Below are 17,073 nucleotides of genomic sequence, written 5' to 3'. Positions count from 1 at the left end.
AAATTATTTAAAGGGTTCTTTTAGAGCCCTTTCTGCATTTAAATCAGTAACATAGTGGCATTAAACATGAAATATAAACTCAATAATTGGCTAAGTAAAACGTCAAATGCAACCCCTTTTTTAGTCAGTTTAACTAAAATATTATCAGCCTTATTTACAGCGTTATGTTTAACCGCTTGCACAGCAGAGCAGACAAGCTCAACCAAGCAAATAACCTGGCGTTTAGATGCTTTACAGTTCGATCCAAACCTCAACATAACCGTTGAAGGTGATCCGCGTGTAATAAACGTTAATAACGATATATCCCTTAATAAAACGAATAAGGCAAACACAGGTTCCGTATTGGCTAAAGTGATTGAATTTGATGGTGTTGGCGATAGGCTCGTGGTTAAAAATAACCCTCTGCTAGGCGCAGAAGAATTTAGCATTGAAGCGATAATCAAACCTAATGATGCTTACCCACTTAATACTCAACCTCGTTTTTTTCATATTGAAAGCGCAGAAAACCCGAACCGTCGAATTACACTTGAATTGCGTTTAAACGATCAAGCACAATGGTATTTAGACACATATATAAAATCGGATAATTCAAAGTTAACCTTAGTCGATGAAAACCTGGTGCATCCTGTTAACGAATGGGTACACGTTGCCATGACTTACAAAAACCAAGTATTTTCAGCATTCGTCAATGGTAAACAAGAGCTATCTGGCACGGTAACCTATGAACCCATTGCCGCATCAGCACTCACTTCAATTGGCGCCAGACTCAACAAAAAATATTGGTTTAATGGCAATATGGCTCTTGTTCGTATTTCAGATAAAGCGTTAACGCCCAACGAATTTCTCACGTTGTCTGCTATAACGTCACCTTAAAATAAAATAGATTGAAAAACCCAATATAAAGGTACTCAGTTGCAGCAGAAATACAGCGCTACATCAGATAAGCAAACAGAACTGGGAAGATTTTGAATATAATGGAGTACAGTATTCTTTATCGCATTCAAATGCCCACGAAGTAATTTTAAATTTATAGTTACGTATAGGTTGCGGTAAGTGGACCATAAAGATTAAAACGTTTAAGTTTGGTGGCTCAGATAGCTGAGGTTTGGCAATTAGAGGATGATAGACAGCTTTTAGAAGCAGGTATTGTCCGTTAAAATTTTAATAGCCGCAATTAGCCAAAAGCAGACGTTAGGCTTTGAATTGCTAAAGGCCGTTATAAACGATTAACGGAAGTTCGCTCAAACATGTTTTTGGACAAAAACGAGTTTCTGAAAATAGAATATTAGCAACTCATCAATAACTTCAGGTATAGAAAGACCGCTTAGATCTCTATTCACATTCACCCATGTGGATCACGTTTGGTGTTACCTTTATCTCAAAATCTCTTAACCATGTTGCGAGCCAAGCAACTCTGCCGTATTTTTTTTACGGTGATTGTTCTATAATATGGTATTTATATGTTAACAAACTAAATATAGAGCACAGAAAAATGCTATGTAGTCTAAAGGTTAGAGGTTTTCGTAACTTCGGCGAAGAGTTTGAGGTAAACCTACGCACTGATAAATCATACGAGTTTAACTCACACGCTGTAAAAAATGGTGTTGTAGGCAGCGCTGTAATGTACGGTGGTAACGGTGCAGGCAAATCGAACCTTGGATTAGCGATTCTTGATCTGACATGTCATCTACTAGATAGCCCCAACATCATTCCGTCACTGCACCTCAATTACTTAAACGCTAGCATGGATGAAGGTTCATTAGCAGAGTTTACATACATATTCGAGTTCAATGGTATAAAAGTGATCTATCACTATGGCAAAGAAAACTGTGCTGAAACCGTCTTTGAGGAACTCTATATCGACGAAAAAAAAGTCGTTAGTATTGATCGTAGAAAATCTCCAATTGCTTTCTATAACTTTGTTGGCGCAGAGCACCTAAAGAATGATTTCACGGGTCGCAAAATATCTCCAATTAAATTTCTTGAATCGAATGCCCTGCTTGAAAAAACTAAAGAATCTGCGGCTTTTTTCCAGTTCATCAAATTTGTTGAAGGAATGGTATTTTTTCGAACTCTAACCAAAACGACAGAGTTTCACGGTAAACCTCTAGAAACAAAACGAATTTCACAGCGTATTATTGAGCAAGATAAACTAGAAGATTTTGAAACCTTCCTCAATGAATCTGGAGTTGAGTGTAAGCTAATTCAGGCTGGTGACACAGGTAAGGAGCAAATCGAATTCGATTTTGGTAACAAAAGCATCGAATTTTCACAGATTGCTTCTACTGGTACTGTATCGCTTGGTAATTTCTATTACTGGTATCTTAAAATTCTGAATGAAGAAATTTCCTTCGCTTACATTGATGAGTTCGACGCCTACTATCACTTTGCTCTTTCAAAACGAATAGTGAAACTAGTATCTAAAACATCGTGTCAATCAATCATCACGACTCATAATAGCACTCTGTTATCTAACCATGTACTCCGCCCTGATTGCTATTACATCCTAGATCAGAGCTCTTTGAAGCCGCTATACAAACTAACCGATAGAGAGCTACGCAAAGCGCACAACCTAGAGAAAATGTACCGCGCAGGTGCATTTGATGAGTAGCAATGTCTTATTTATTTTTGAAGGGGAAAAAGCAGAGCCTAATATTGCACGAAATCTAAGGAATACAATATTCGATAGAGACAATAAGCTCGTAATTCAAACTGCTTACGGCATGAATATCTATAAATTGTTTCGCGAGATAACAAAAGATGAATATTTTGATACTTACGAGTTCATTTACGAACAGCTAGAAAATAGGGAAAATCCAACAGATGATGACCTAGCGGTTATAGAAATAGAAGATCCTGAAAACATAAGTGAAATTTATCTATTCTTCGACTACGACTGTCACTGCTCTAACGCTGACGACAATAAAATTCGTCATATGGTTGAACTATTTAATAATGCTCAAGATAAAGGTTTGCTATGTGTTAGTTATCCAATGGTAGAGGCTATACGCCACCAAAAAGGTAACGAAGTCGAATACCTTACTCACGAGACAATAGATCTGGCTAATTACAAGAAATGGGTAAATACGGCACCAGAAATGGACAAGCAGTTTCTCAACTGGGGGCTTTATACTCAAGATACTTGGAGTCGTATTGCCAAACAGCACTTATCAAGAGCAAACTGCTTGATCACTGACGTTTTGGAACTTCCAACATCGCCAATATGTATGGTAACGCTGTTTGAAAGGCAAATGGAGAAGCATCGACCATATGACCAAGTGGCTGTAATCAGCGGTTTTCCTCTCATGCTTTTAGATCACTACGGTAGTGACACATATGAGATATTAGGGTTAGTTGGTTAATTGGTTAGCCAATTACACAAATATATAGGCTTTGAGAGAACAAATCGTGTGGGACAGGCATCGTTAACAACTAATTTAAAGGATGATAGACATTGTCCGTTAAACTTTTTATGGCAGTAAATTAGCCAAAAGCAGGCGTTAGGTTTGAGTTGCAAAAGCTTATTTGTGCCTGTCCTGCACGATCGTTACCGAATACTAACCCTAGTGGTGAAGTCGTCGATTTAGTAAGCCAAAGAACTGTATCTGGTGCATATTTTCATTCATCGCGATCACCTAATAAGCGATCGGCATCATGTTATTACGCACAGAGTCCCGTTATTGATTAGGATGTTGAAAGACATGTATATACCTTTAAGTGTTAATAGGGCGAATTTCTAGACCAGTATAGCCCACTGATCCAGTAGACCTGTAGATCAATGGGTTGATTGGTTGGTGGTTTTTTTAGGGGAGGGAGGGTTGCAAGCCCCTGTGAGTAATGGGGCTTGTTTTACTGATACTACCCTTTAGCAATTTGAGATACCCTGCCCTGGCTTGACTCGAATGGTGTCCCCTTTTTTTCCAGCTCTAATCTTGTTTCTGGATAATATTTTACCCCCTTTGGAGGTGTTTACTATGGCGCAAGCACCGAGCCTTGTTGCCTCCCATATAGCGTGGCCGTTTGAGCTACCCTTGTACTCCCAGCCTGAAATACTACCAGCTATTACACCTCCGTTTACCGCGGTTAAAGTAATGGCGAGTGATGCACATACAAATAGTTTTTTCATGATTGACTTCCTCTTGTTTGGGTCGTGATAATCATTGCAAGAAAAAGTGGCGATAACTCGCTAGAAAAATGAAAATTCAATGGTTAATTATGGCAATAAAATGAAGCACTTATTTCACGACCACTTCATATTTTAAAACCATAAACAATTACAATAATACAATGCATTAGCTAATTTGTTATCTAGGGCGTTCAGGTTAAAAAACACTGGGGTAACCGCCCACTAATTCTTGGCTATCAATAATACGCCCAGTTCCCGCTGTCACTGAACTAACAATACGTTTATCAATGCGATCGCGTTGTGCGGGAAATGCCCCAACCGAATTTAATAAATCGGGTAGCAGCACTGCAGAGGCAAGCTTATCTGTAAAAGGAGAATAAATAGGCTCAACGTAGAGTGGTAAAATAGCGGAATCAACAACTGGCATAGGCTCTGCAGATAAGTTAAGCACGAGGTTGTCGGCTTGATATGCCTGCCCCATGTGCGAAGCCAAAGCTAAATCAGAATACGTATCGCGGCCATACAATAATATATTGCCAATCACGCTCACGGTTGGACGACGTAACTCAGCACGATAACCGGCAAATTCGTCAGGAATATACCCCATATGCAAAGCTCCAGAACCCGGGTTATAGATCACATTGTTAATGAATGTTCCGGTTGCCGCGGTTTTAAAGTAGGCGTTACGTCGATCATTGTGCGCAAATAAATTACGATAAAAATGTACGTTTTGTACAAAATCATGAACCAACACGCCTTTCGAATGTTTGCCTTTACGGTGAGTCGCATAATCAAGCGCCTCAGCAATAATTGAATTAGACACCCAAATGTCGTGACTCGCGCCAGCATAACCATTTAAACGACTACTGCTAATCCCAATATTTTCATCAACTGCCCAGGTTAACGAGCAATGGTCGATCCATATATTGTAAGCCCCTTCTCGGCTAATACTGACAGCATCGGGTGCCCATCCAAAACGTTTTGCTAGGTTTGCATCACCAGGTCTTATGTGCAAATGTGTTAATTTTACATCATGTGTAATAATGCGAATACCGCCTTTAATCAGCGTTATCCCTGGCGTTGGAGCCGTATTGCCGTGCACGGTGACATAAGGCTCTGTAATTGAAAGCATTGAGCGATCAAGGTCGATGACACCTGCTACGGTAAAAACAATATTACGTGGACCTTTCGCGGCTAAAGCGGCTTGAAACGAACCTTCACCTGACTTATTTAAATTGGTGACTTTAATAACACGACCATCTTGACCTGCCACCAATGGTGAAATACCACCAACAACCGCCGCACTTAAACTTGGCTGCCAGCCGCTTAACACATTTTGCTTGCTATAGTATGCGGCGTCTTCTGTTGATAACTGCCGACGCTTTGGATTGACTACCGCCCCCGGACCGCTATTGGCATATTCAAAAAAACGGGCACTTTCGGGTTCAAATACATCTTTTTGCCCCGCGATACGACTGGTCCCTTTCATGGAGCTCCAACCGACTTGCGCGATGTGTTTATCTAAAAAGCTATTGAGCACTACGGTTTTACCAATCGCATTAGGATCAGCATAACGACCATCTTTAAATGTCGTTGTGGGATGCCAAGGCCGCCCTAACGGCACCGAATTAGCCGGCACACCGGGTTCATGTACAAATCGGCAATTCATAAAGGTAAAACCAAACAACTGCTTTTTATCGGTGCTTGGCGCGGTAACATAGCCCGTATATTTAAGATTATTAGGCGCATGTCGACGGCGGTTAATAATAGTAGACGCTTCAAATAAAGCATTACCTCGACCAAATATATAATCAACATGGCCATAAATATCGCTGTTATAGAAATAATTAATGCCGCCGTCAATAAAGACGGTGTCTTGATAACCTTTAACCGCAACATGGTTAAACACCGCATGATGGCCACCGGCACCAACCATAAGCGCAACCGCTTGTGAATGCCGCTCTTTTTTAGGATCGGTTTTAGCGAGCTTATCATTAGCCGGAAAATCATAACTGTTTTCGATCGTTAAGTTTTCAGCATAAAAATTTAAATGATTAACGTTTAATGTGGCAGAGCCAAACGTACCCCAACGTTTATCTGAACCTGGTTTTTGTAAGCCTGAATAAGCATCATAATGAATACGTGTTGTGGTTTTACCGTTACCAACCAGTGCGATATTCGGTTTTGAGATCGTCAGCTTTTCATAATAATCACCCGCGCTGATAAAAATAACATGCCGCTTTTTATTTTGATCAGGGAATTGAATAGGTGCAGCATCAAGCGCGGCTTGTATCGTTAAATAATGAGGTTTGTTTGACGGAATTAATTGCGGTTTAGCACTCACAATTGCATCAAACTCAATTTGCGGTATTGATTCGAGTGCGTATGCTGATTGGCTTAAAAATATCAATAAGGCTAGCCGTTTAACCGCATATAATTGGCTTAACAACCTTGAAATAACGCTTAGCCAGCCCGTTAATAAACGCGTATTGGGTACGACTTTATTTATTAGTTCATCGTGTTTTTTTTGCACGTTAACATATCTCCATAGATACCAAATCGAGATGAGCGGGTCTGTCGCATTCCCAAGTGACTGGGTAGATATCAGCAATATACCCAACTCATCTTAATAAAAACTTGCCGTCGATTTAATGATTAAAAAGCACCAATAAGATCGATATATTGCTCTATATGCGATGTTTGGTTATTTAAAGTAGAGCCATTATGTTGATACCAAGTATCAGCAATGCCGTCTTTATTTTTATCTGTATACGGCTTCGTGTTAGCACTAAATTCGGCTAAATAAACAGGCCAACTCTCAATTGATTGCAGCTCAGTATCAATAATGCCTTGCGTACCTCGACTTGTTGTTTGGTGTTCAATGTCGGCTAACACACGTGTATCAACTGAGTCTAAAAAGAAGCCAAGCGCGTTTCGATTAGCCCCCACTTCACGTTCAATAATCAATTTTTTATAAACGTCGATAGGCGATTTAGCCATGAATAACTCGGTAGGACTGATTGCATTTTTTAAAGGTGATTTTTTTAAAGGGAATAAAGGCGTGTTAGCTAATATAGCAGCGTGCTGTGCAGGGGGTATTTTTGAACTAAATTTCACACCTAACTTATTTTCTTTAGTAATAGCCTCGTTTGTTCGAAACACATTATGCGCAATGTAGGCTTTAGTTAAATTATTAGGGGTCTTAGCCGGATAAAATTCAAAAAAGCGCTGTTTTTTGCTTGCCGGTCCAGGAATATAAACATTATGGCTTAAGTTAAAACGCGCGTTTTCGCCACCATATAAATTGTTATGTTGCCAATTATAAAAAACGTTGTTAACCAGCTCGCTAAAATTTTCATCTTGAGCAAACGTCGGCTTAAGTCGATAACCATTAATGCGGGGTGTACGACTGGTGTGATGAGCAACAACATTATTAATAAAGCTAACCGATGCGCCGCCCCAAATGCCACCGTAACCATGTGCACCTTTGTCGTGACCTGCTTTGTTTAGGCTTTCTGAAATAAGGGTGTGTTGCAATGTCGTGTTGCGGTTGTTATATAACGAAGCGGTCTCGTCTACTCCCCAACTTATTGAGCAATGATCAATAATAACGTGATTTGAATCACGCACGGTTAATGCATCTTCATCTTTGGCTATGCTGCCTAACCTAAAACGAACATAGCGAATAATCACCTGCTCCGCTTTAATCGAAACCGTGTCGCCTCTAACCCCGATACCTTGGGGTGATGTTTGGCCTGCAATCGTAATAAAACCGTGTCTAATTTTTAATGGCGCTTTTAGCTGAATAAAGCCCGACACATTAAACACCACAATGCGTGAACCTTTTTGTTTAATCGCATGGCGTAAAGTACCAGGTTGTGGGTTGTTTGGATCATCTAGTAATGACGTTATTTGATAAACCTGACCACCTGCGCCGCCTTGCGTATATTTACCAAATCCTTGTGCGCCCGAAAAAGCTAATGGTTGCTGTGCTGACACATAGAATGCCAGCAAACTGAAGAGGATAAATCCATAAGCGATAATGTTTTTTTTCATCATTTTACAAGACCACAACTTAGCCTGTATTAGCGCAAAGCCACTGTAGAGCCCGAACTTAAAGTCATCATTACAACTTAAAGTTCAGGTTAAATTTAAAGACAATAATAGAAAACTAAAGCGTGTAAGGCTGACCATTGACTTTGACATTGTTTAATTCAATATCAGTAACATGCTCAACAATGCTGTCACTTTTCACTTTAATAAACGTTACATTGTTCAAGGTTACACCCGATATTGGAGTGTGGTCATAACCTCGCAATACAAAGGCACGTTTGGCTTGTTTAACAATCAAATTATCAATATTTAAATTGCGCACGGTAGGCTTAAACGGTCCAGCATCGCCTTCTTCATACAAAAAGTTGATAACAATCGCATCACTCACTTGGCCAATAACAATGTTGCGATAATACAAGTTTTCGAGTAAACCACCGCGAATAGAATTAGTTTTTAAACGAATACCCCGCTTGAGATGTGGACTGCTCATTTCACAGTTTTGTGCATATAAATTGCGTACACCACCCGAAATTTCACTGCCAATCACCACGCCACCATGGCCTTCTTTCATTTCGCAATTATCAATAACGATGTTTTCGCACGGCACATTAACGCGACGACCATCCGCATTTCGACCCGATTTAACCGCAATGCAATCATCTCCGGTGTCAAAAATACACTTATCGATAACTACGTTGTTACAAGATTCAGGATCGCATCCATCTGAATTAGGACCATAACTAACACAATGGATCCCCCGTACGGTAACGCTATTGCAGAGCACCGGGTTAACTAACCAAAATGGCGAATTCTTAATCGTGACATCTTCAATTAATACGTTTTCGCAATAATACGGTTGGATAAAAGGCGGGCGTAGATAGTTTTTGTCAAACACGCGATCTTTTACCGGTACACCTTCATCTGCCATTTTAAATAAGGCATCACGTGTGTGTTTTTGATTTTCAACATCGCTGATCACCCAATCGGTACGTTTCCATTTACCTTTCCAAGGCCACCATGCTTTATTACTGCCGCCCCCTTCAAGTGTGCCCTTACCGGTGATCGCAATGTTTTTCTTTTTATAAGCATAAATAAGTGGTGAATACCCCATTAATTCAACACCTTCCCAGCGTGTATAAACCGCAGGTAAATAACGTTCAGGATCAGTCACAAACCATAACGTGGCATTTTCAGTAATATGTAAATTAATGTTAGATTCTAAATGAATAGGACCCGTTAAAAAGTGCCCAGTCGGTATCACAACCCGACCGCCACCTTGCTTTGCACACTCATTAATAGCCGCTTGAATCGCTTGGCTGCTATCAAACTGCTTATCATTTTTGGCACCAAAATCGGTAATGATAAAATCTTGTTTCTTAAAAGTGGGTTCTACTGTGTTACGACGAATATTGGCTATCGCCTGATCCCACTCAGAACCTCCACCGGTGGCATTGTTTAATATAGAAGTAACTTGACACCCTGTTACGCTAAGCGCACCAACAGAGCCCATACCAATGCCTAAACCTTTTAGTAATGATCTGCGACTTGTCTTCATCGTTTCCTCACTCATGATTTCATGTTTATTCATATTACAATTCAATACAGTTCAACAAATAAGCTGCATACTTAAAATTAATAAAGCCCAAAAAACGTGGGTAAAAACTCACTAATGCCGGGTATATAAGTGACTAACATCAACACGATAAACATGGCGATATATAAAGGTAATAACGGTCGAATTATTTTTTCTATCGTGGTTTTAGCCACGGCACACCCAACAAATAACACAGAACCAACCGGCGGCGAACACAACCCTATCGACAAATTGAGTACAATCATAATACCAAAATGCAAAGGAGACATACCTAACTGTTCGGCTACCGGTAAAAATATCGGCGTAAAAATTAATACCGCAGGGGTCATATCCATAAACGCCCCCACTAAAATCAACGCTAAATTAATCAGTAGCAAAATAACAAATGGATTGTCGCTTAGCTCGAGTAAAAACGAGCTAATGGTTTGTGGAATGTTCTCGTACGATAATATCCAAGACATCGCCGAAGAAGCACCGATTAACAGCATAACTATAGCAGTGGTTTCACCGGCTTTTAGTAAAATTTCAGGCAATTCTTTGGGTTTGACTTCTTTATAAAAACCAACAGATAAGGCCAACGAATACAAAACCGCAATCGCCCCTGCTTCTGTCGCGGTAAACACCCCACCGATAATGCCGCCAATAACAATAAAGATAAGTAATAAACTGGGTAATGCCGACACGACTTTTTCGACAACAATATTAAGCGGTAATCGAGCACCCGTTGGATAACCATGAATTTTTGAATATACCGCGCACACGACCATTAAAGCGCCCGACACCATTAACCCCGGTAAATATCCTGCCACAAACAACGCAGCAATAGAAACGCCACCGCTGGCAATTGCATAAATAATTAAAATGTTACTGGGCGGAATAAGCATACCCGTTGTGGCCGCAGCACTGGTAACGGCTGTAGCGAAATTTTTGTCGTAACCGTTTTTTTCCATTTGCGGGATCATAAAGCTCCCGATCGCACTCGTGGCTGCAACAGCAGAGCCTGATATAGCACCAAACAAAGTACAAGATAAAACATTAACCAAGGCTAAACCGCCCGGTAGCATACCAATTAAGGCCATCGCACATTCAATTAAACGCTTGGCTATTCCGCCTCGCCCCATAATTAAACCCGATAAAACAAAAAAGGGGATCGCTAATAACGCAAAACTATTAACCCCACCCGCTAAACGCTGTGCAACCGTTGTAACGGCTGGCGCAAAATCGATACTTAAAAACATTGTTAATATCGTCGCGATCCCAATACTAAATGAGATCGGTACGTTCAAAATTAACAATACCGCAAAGGTAACCACTAAAACTAAACCTGAATATTCCACATAACCCCCTAAGCACGTTCAGTTAATAAAAACGCTTGCTTGATTTTATTAACACTAAACACACTAATAATAACGCCGGTAACGGGCACGGCGCTGTAAATAAAACCGATCTCAATTTGCAACGCCGCTGATGTTTGTGCTGGCACCATTGTTAAATCAACAAGGTAAACACCACCAATCACCATGACGAGTACAGCAAAAGCGAATACAACCAGATGGCGAAACATTTCAGCCCCTTTTTTAGCTGAATCAGTAAACTTATTTGTTACCACATCAAGTCCTAAATGTGCATTCGTTTGATATGCATAAGCCGCCCCAAATAAACTGATCCAAATAAGCGTAAAACGCGCTAACTCTTCAGTAATTGAACTCGGCGATTGCAATATATAGCGAGAAAAAACTTGCCATGTCACCGCAACAACAATCAAAGCACACAAACTGATCAGTAATTTTTTAAGTAAAAATTCGATAATATTAACTACTTTATCCATAATTAACCTCGTTTCATGTTAATGATTTGTTCTAGGTAGACACCCACTTTAGTGCCTTTAAAAGAAGCATGAAACTCGGTCACCGCATCGACAAACGGCGCTTTGTCTGGATAAATAATTTCAACGCCAGCGGCCTTAACTTCAGACAACGCATGTTGCTCAGCTTCTAACCATAATGTTTTTTGTAACTCAACCGAATCAGCTACGGCTGCATCTAACCAAGCTCGTTGCTGAGCGGTTAACCCCTCCATAATATGCTTACTCGCTAAGACGACATCAGGTACTGAAGTATGTTCGTCTAAAATATAGTAACGACAAATTTCATAATGCCGAGATAAGTAAAACGAAGGCGGATTATTTTCGGCACCATCAACAACACCTTGCTGTAATGCCGCATATAATTCACCAAACGAAATTGGCGTCGCCGCACCACCAAATGCATTGATCATTTTCACTGCCGTTTGACTTTCCATGACTCGTATTTTTTTACTAATTAAATCTTTAGGTGTATGCACTTCGGTATCGGTCATATAAAAACTTCGGCTGCCTGAATCATAATAACCCAGCCCAACTAAATGAGCGGCTTCTGTCTCTTTAAGCAAGGCTTGACCAATACTGCTTTGCAATACATCCCACCGATGCTCACGATCGGTAAATATATAAGGCAAACTATAGACTTTCATTTCAGGTACAAAACCTTCGATGGCCGCCGCCGATACTTTTGTCATGGCTAAACTGCCAATTTGCAGTAACTCGACCATTTCACGTTCAGAACCCAGCTGCGCACTTGGGTAAATCAACATTTCCATTTGACCATCAGAATATAAAGCTAAACGCTCAGCTAAATGCAACATGGCTTTATGTACACTGTGCTCAGTATCTAAGGTGTGTCCCATACGCAACACCACTTTTTCGTTGTTACCACCACACGCATTTAAACCTGTTAACAGCGCGGTTATAAATAAAAATTTTCTTAATAGTGTCATCATAAAACCTACTTTAAAAAAGCGGGATAGCAACAAAACATAACTACCCCGCGTACACACAAATCATCAAAACAACACTCAACTTTCATTGCTTGGTTCAATACTTTAAACGTTTATTAATTCCGCTAAGCTTTGCTTTATTCTGTTAAATAAACGCGCTCACGACTGAAAAGATAACCGCACTGGCTGATGCAAAACCTATAGCTAAAACCAGCTCTAGCCCACAGCTACTGCCTGTTATCAATACGGTTTTACCAACAAATGAAAACATTTTATGAGCATTGTTTATTTACTAAAAATTTATAAAACACAAAAAAAGCCACCGGTAGCAAAAATAACAATAACTCAATGTGGATTTACTTAAATTGATAAAAGCTCACGATCAATTTTGCCACTATACTGGCCATCAAATAACGATAAATGCGTTATGCAAGCTTAACGTTAATTAGATGTTAACCTTTTTAAATTTTAATAACAACGGTTTATCCTAACTTTTTGCCACCGGTAGCAAAAACAAGGTAAACGTAAGATGAAAATACAACTTATATGATCTGTTTTTACATCAATATACATATCTAACAGCTTTTTAAATTCAAAAAATGGCTAATTTGCGTTAATTAATTTAACCCGGTAAATACATTATTACAGGAAAAAACGGGTAATTAATCGAGCTTGGGGGATCTTATTTTAACACGTTATTTGTTCAATGATTTTTGTAGTCAATTGGGTAATAAATTAATGCACTCGCGGCATGTTTTTTTTCTACTTTTTTCACTAAGCATTCACATGTAAACCTGAGTTCTTAAGAGAATAATACAACGCGATTTTTCTATTCAGCCGCTCACTTATCTAACAAAAATGCTTGCGATTTTTACCAACTTATCGGCTACTAATAGAAAAGTTAGAGAACATTTTATTTAAAAAAATACGTGGCCGAACTTAAAGATAAATTAAATACTTCAAACTTTGGTGTGATAAATTTTTTCATGGAACAATAATATCTCAGATCCAACTCAACGAATCCATGAACTAATTTTAGTGGGTAAAAATTTAGTTGATAAAATCCGTTTAAGACAAAGCCCAAAATAGATCTTGATAATGACAATTTAGGTTGTTTAGCGCCGTTAGCGCGTAAACCGGATAATGCATAACGCAATATAAATTACCGGTTTAATAACATAAAACCTGAGCGAGAAGACTATATTGACCGCCTAAATGCCTAAAACATTCTGCTTAATACCTCTTCTCCAACCCTGATATAGCGTTCAATAATCAACCATTTAATATTGGCAGCTCGCAATAACAACCCCACTCTATTAGTGTCAATACCTCTCTGGTGCAGTAATAAATTTTAACAAACCTATTGATACAAACAAAAATAATAACTATTATCATTTACATTAAAATATGTGACTTAATAATATACCCAATGCCAACCATTAATCCACGCACAATAAAACGTGTGTTTTTTCAATATTCTCGTCTCATCCATATTTATTTATCGAGTGCTTTATTTAGTTTATTAATTCTGTTTTGCATCAGCGGTATTACGCTTAACCATAATAACTGGTTAGCAAATCAATCAACGCAAGGTAGCGTTGAATTCACTTTGCCAGCAAACATTGCACAACCATTAAAAAGGGCAACCGCCGAGCAGCCAACAGGGCTTATTAATTTACAACACTGGTTAACGGCCGAATACAACTTAGACCAACGCAAAAGTGTTAATTGGCAAACAGATTTAGGCGAAATAGAAATCGACTATCCACTCCCTGCTGGATATGCCCTCGTTATTATAAATCAACAGCAAGGTACGGTATTGATTGATTACCAAGTGGGCAGTTTTTGGCAATTAATGAATGATTTACACAAAGGTCGACATACCGGTGCGGTTTGGTCTTGGGTTATCGACATAACAGCCGCACTGATCTGTTTATTTTCATTTACCGGCATCATCATTTTATGGCAACAAAAATCTAAACGCGTGATCGGCTTTAATCTTGTTTTGATCGGCACCGTACTACCGGCCTTAATTTACTGGACATTTATCCCTCATATTCAACTGAACTAACCGAGAAAACCATGACAACCAATAACTTAAAACGGCGGCGAACATACCGTCTATTACTCACTAGCTTGTGCTTTTTTATGAGCTTATCCCTTCAAGCACAAACAACGTTAACTCTAAATTTAACATTACCGGAACTTGACGTAGATCCTTATCACAAGCCTTATGTCGCGGTTTGGCTAGAAACGCCGTCGCGCCAATATGTAACAACCCTAACCCTCTGGGCAGATGACAAAGAATGGTACAAAGATCTTCGTCAATGGTGGCGTAAAGCCGGCAGAGGAAACCAAAATATCGATGGCGTAACACAAGCGACTCACCGACCAGGTGAGCATACACTCACTTGGAACGGCCTTGATTTAACTCAAAATCCGGTGGCTGAAGGGCAATACATACTTAACGTCGAAGCATCTCGTGAAGAAGGAGGACGTGAATTTATCCGAATACCGATCACCTTGAAAACGAATCAACAAGCCGCAGCTCAAGGCAAAACAGAGCTAGGTACGATCAATTTAACCTTAAACTAAGAGTCAATAAGATGAAAAACGCAATGATTAAAATAGGTGTGGTTGCCATACTTAACCTACTGTTTCAACAATCGGCTTATGCTCATGCACGCTGGATAATACCAAGCCATAACACCTTATCAGGCGACAAGCCGCAAACTATTACCGTCGATATGAGTATTTCAAATGAACTATTCAAACCCGACCACGCGTTTAAACCTAACACCGGTGCGGCTTTAAAACGTCCAGGGCCACCACCAGCTGATTTACAAGCGATCACCCCCGATCAGCAATGGCTAAAAAACATCCCGTTTAACGATTTTACCCGTAAAAGCGTGGGTAGCATCACTTTAGATCAATCAGGAACTTACCGTATTTTATTGCAACAGCAAGCGATTCAATTCATGCAGTTTATCAAAGAAAATGGCGATAAAGGTCGAGCTTTTGGCTCACGCGAACAAGCCGATGTGCCAACCGGTGCCAGCAATATTAAACAAGTCACCATGATTTCAACGATTGACAGCTTTGTTAGTCGCAATACGTTTACCCCCGTACAACCACTCGATCAAGGTTTAGCTATTCAACCTATCACACATCCAAATGAATTATTTGCTGGTGAAACCGCTCGTTTTAGTTTATTGCTAAATGGCCAACCTTTACTAACACCTATTTCATTGCAAGTTGTAGCGGGTCAAACTCGTTATCGCAACGATCGCCAAGTAATTAAACTAAAAAGCAATAACAAAGGTGAGTTCAATGTAACTTGGCCACACGCGGGCTTGTATTTAATCGAAGCAGAAACCAACATTAAAACCCAAGGTTCTGATATAACTAAATACGCGTTATACACCACGCTTGAAGTTAATCCAGAATAACCTTAAACAAACTCAAACAAACTCAATGCCCATAACCTTACATAACCTTACATAACCTTACATAGCCTAAGTAGAATTGAGGTTAAATAACCTCAACTTTGGCTAATATCCTCAAGTGACTTCAAGATGCAGGGTTAAGCAGATTGATGTCACTTAAGTCAATATCCATCACAAATGGCTATCTTTCTTAGCCGACGTAAATTAAATTGCGCCAAGTGTCGCACCACCATCAACTCGCAGATCATGCATCGTTATATGGCTTGCTGCATCCGATAATAAAAAGCTAACGGATTGCGCTATATCATCAACCGTTGCTAATTTGTGCAAGGGAATACCCAGCTTAAATTGCGCTAAATCACCTTGTAGCGTATTCAATTCACCTTGAGGATTATCCCACATTGCCGTTTGCATGGCCGTTAATGTAGAACCGGGACTCACAATATTGCAACGCACGCCTGTGCCTGCAAGCTCTAATGCAAAACAACGCACCAAAGCATGTAAAGCGGCTTTACTTGCACAGTAAGCTGACATATTAACCCGTGGCACACTTGCCGCATTTGAACCAATCACAACGATTGAGCCAGCTCCCCGTTTTTGCATATTTTTAGCCACTTGCTGCATAAAATGAAAAGCCGCAAAGGTGTTAACCGCAAACGTCTGCGTTACATGATGTAAATCGGTTTTTAATACGGAAGTGGTATGTAAAATCCCCGCGCAATTAACTAAATGATTAATACACAAACCGTTAGATTCGAACTCATCAATCAAGGTTGCAACCGCCGCATACTGCGTTACATCAAGCCCATAACATTGAATAGGCTCGGTACTATATTGCATAAGCTCTGATTTAAGCTCCTGCAATTGATGTAAATCTTTATCAATTAATATTAACGCGTGTTGCTGTTTAGCAAGTAGACGAGCAACAGCAGCACCAATTCCCTTTGCAGCTCCCGTGATTAAACAAAATGAAGTCGACGTTACCGTATTTAATGCCATAAACATTCTCAAAAAAGCTGACTTTACAATAAAATGATAAT

General features: G+C 39.7%; 14 protein-coding genes. 6 read left to right on the top strand and 8 right to left on the bottom strand.

Going from position 1 to position 17,073, the window contains the following annotated elements; translation table 11 throughout:
* Nucleotides 1-66: 66 nt before the first annotated feature.
* The 3 genes from DPX34_RS15680 to DPX34_RS15670 all read left to right on the top strand — a co-directional run bounded on the left by DPX34_RS15680 (nucleotide 67) and on the right by DPX34_RS15670 (nucleotide 3,362).
* Entirely contained in the window at nucleotides 67-873 is an 807-nt protein-coding gene (locus DPX34_RS15680) for a LamG domain-containing protein (protein WP_111979393.1), read from the top strand.
* Between the two features lie 475 nt (nucleotides 874-1,348).
* Nucleotides 1,349-2,611: an AAA family ATPase gene (locus tag DPX34_RS15675; RefSeq protein WP_232824766.1), complete on the top strand. Its 1,263-nt coding sequence runs from the start codon at nucleotides 1,349-1,351 to the stop codon at nucleotides 2,609-2,611.
* Nucleotides 2,604-3,362: a hypothetical protein gene (locus DPX34_RS15670; protein ID WP_111979392.1), complete on the top strand. Its 759-nt coding sequence runs from the start codon at nucleotides 2,604-2,606 to the stop codon at nucleotides 3,360-3,362. Before DPX34_RS15675 ends, DPX34_RS15670 begins: the two co-directional genes overlap by 8 nt.
* Before the next feature lie 503 nt (nucleotides 3,363-3,865).
* Here DPX34_RS15670 and DPX34_RS22065 read toward each other — a convergent pair.
* From DPX34_RS22065 to DPX34_RS15635, 7 genes are all read right to left on the bottom strand, one after another.
* A complete protein-coding gene (locus tag DPX34_RS22065; protein ID WP_111979391.1) occupies nucleotides 3,866-4,126 on the bottom strand; it encodes a hypothetical protein in 261 nt (86 codons plus the stop codon).
* Between the two features lie 196 nt (nucleotides 4,127-4,322).
* The gene (locus tag DPX34_RS15660) at nucleotides 4,323-6,659 is read right to left on the bottom strand and encodes a pectinesterase family protein (RefSeq protein ID WP_157964755.1); all 2,337 of its coding nucleotides are present in this window, start codon (nucleotides 6,657-6,659) and stop codon (nucleotides 4,323-4,325) included.
* Between the two features lie 122 nt (nucleotides 6,660-6,781).
* Complete coding sequence (locus DPX34_RS15655; protein ID WP_111979389.1) at nucleotides 6,782-8,185, bottom strand: pectate lyase family protein; 1,404 nt, start codon at nucleotides 8,183-8,185, stop codon at nucleotides 6,782-6,784.
* A gap of 112 nt (nucleotides 8,186-8,297) precedes the next feature.
* Nucleotides 8,298-9,734, bottom strand: a complete 1,437-nt coding sequence (locus DPX34_RS15650; RefSeq protein WP_111979388.1) for a glycoside hydrolase family 28 protein — start codon at nucleotides 9,732-9,734, stop codon at nucleotides 8,298-8,300.
* A gap of 77 nt (nucleotides 9,735-9,811) precedes the next feature.
* A complete protein-coding gene (locus DPX34_RS15645) occupies nucleotides 9,812-11,110 on the bottom strand; it encodes a TRAP transporter large permease (protein WP_111979387.1) in 1,299 nt (432 codons plus the stop codon).
* Between the two features lie 8 nt (nucleotides 11,111-11,118).
* Nucleotides 11,119-11,601, bottom strand: coding sequence for a TRAP transporter small permease (locus DPX34_RS15640; RefSeq protein WP_111979386.1), 483 nt, complete (start codon nucleotides 11,599-11,601; stop codon nucleotides 11,119-11,121).
* Between the two features lie 2 nt (nucleotides 11,602-11,603).
* Nucleotides 11,604-12,590 (bottom strand): TRAP transporter substrate-binding protein, encoded by a 987-nt coding sequence (locus DPX34_RS15635; RefSeq protein ID WP_111979385.1) that lies wholly within the window; start codon nucleotides 12,588-12,590, stop codon nucleotides 11,604-11,606.
* Between the two features lie 1,426 nt (nucleotides 12,591-14,016).
* Here DPX34_RS15635 and DPX34_RS15630 point away from each other — a divergent pair.
* The 3 genes from DPX34_RS15630 to DPX34_RS15620 all read left to right on the top strand — a co-directional run bounded on the left by DPX34_RS15630 (nucleotide 14,017) and on the right by DPX34_RS15620 (nucleotide 16,036).
* A complete protein-coding gene (locus DPX34_RS15630) occupies nucleotides 14,017-14,658 on the top strand; it encodes a PepSY-associated TM helix domain-containing protein (protein ID WP_111979384.1) in 642 nt (213 codons plus the stop codon).
* 77 nt (nucleotides 14,659-14,735) lie between these two features.
* Complete coding sequence (locus tag DPX34_RS15625) at nucleotides 14,736-15,182, top strand: DUF2271 domain-containing protein (RefSeq protein ID WP_111979383.1); 447 nt, start codon at nucleotides 14,736-14,738, stop codon at nucleotides 15,180-15,182.
* 11 nt (nucleotides 15,183-15,193) lie between these two features.
* Nucleotides 15,194-16,036 (top strand): DUF4198 domain-containing protein, encoded by an 843-nt coding sequence (locus DPX34_RS15620; RefSeq protein WP_111979382.1) that lies wholly within the window; start codon nucleotides 15,194-15,196, stop codon nucleotides 16,034-16,036.
* A gap of 201 nt (nucleotides 16,037-16,237) precedes the next feature.
* Here DPX34_RS15620 and DPX34_RS15615 read toward each other — a convergent pair whose 3' ends face one another.
* Nucleotides 16,238-17,032, bottom strand: a complete 795-nt coding sequence (locus tag DPX34_RS15615) for a 2,3-dihydro-2,3-dihydroxybenzoate dehydrogenase (protein ID WP_157964754.1) — start codon at nucleotides 17,030-17,032, stop codon at nucleotides 16,238-16,240.
* Between the last annotated feature and the right edge of the window lie 41 nt (nucleotides 17,033-17,073).

This window comes from Algibacillus agarilyticus (genome assembly GCF_003286125.1).
GTDB classification, from domain to species: domain Bacteria; phylum Pseudomonadota; class Gammaproteobacteria; order Enterobacterales; family Alteromonadaceae; genus Algibacillus; species Algibacillus agarilyticus.
The sequence above is the reverse complement of the archived record's forward strand: the minus strand, read 5'-3'. Positions and strand labels throughout refer to the sequence as shown.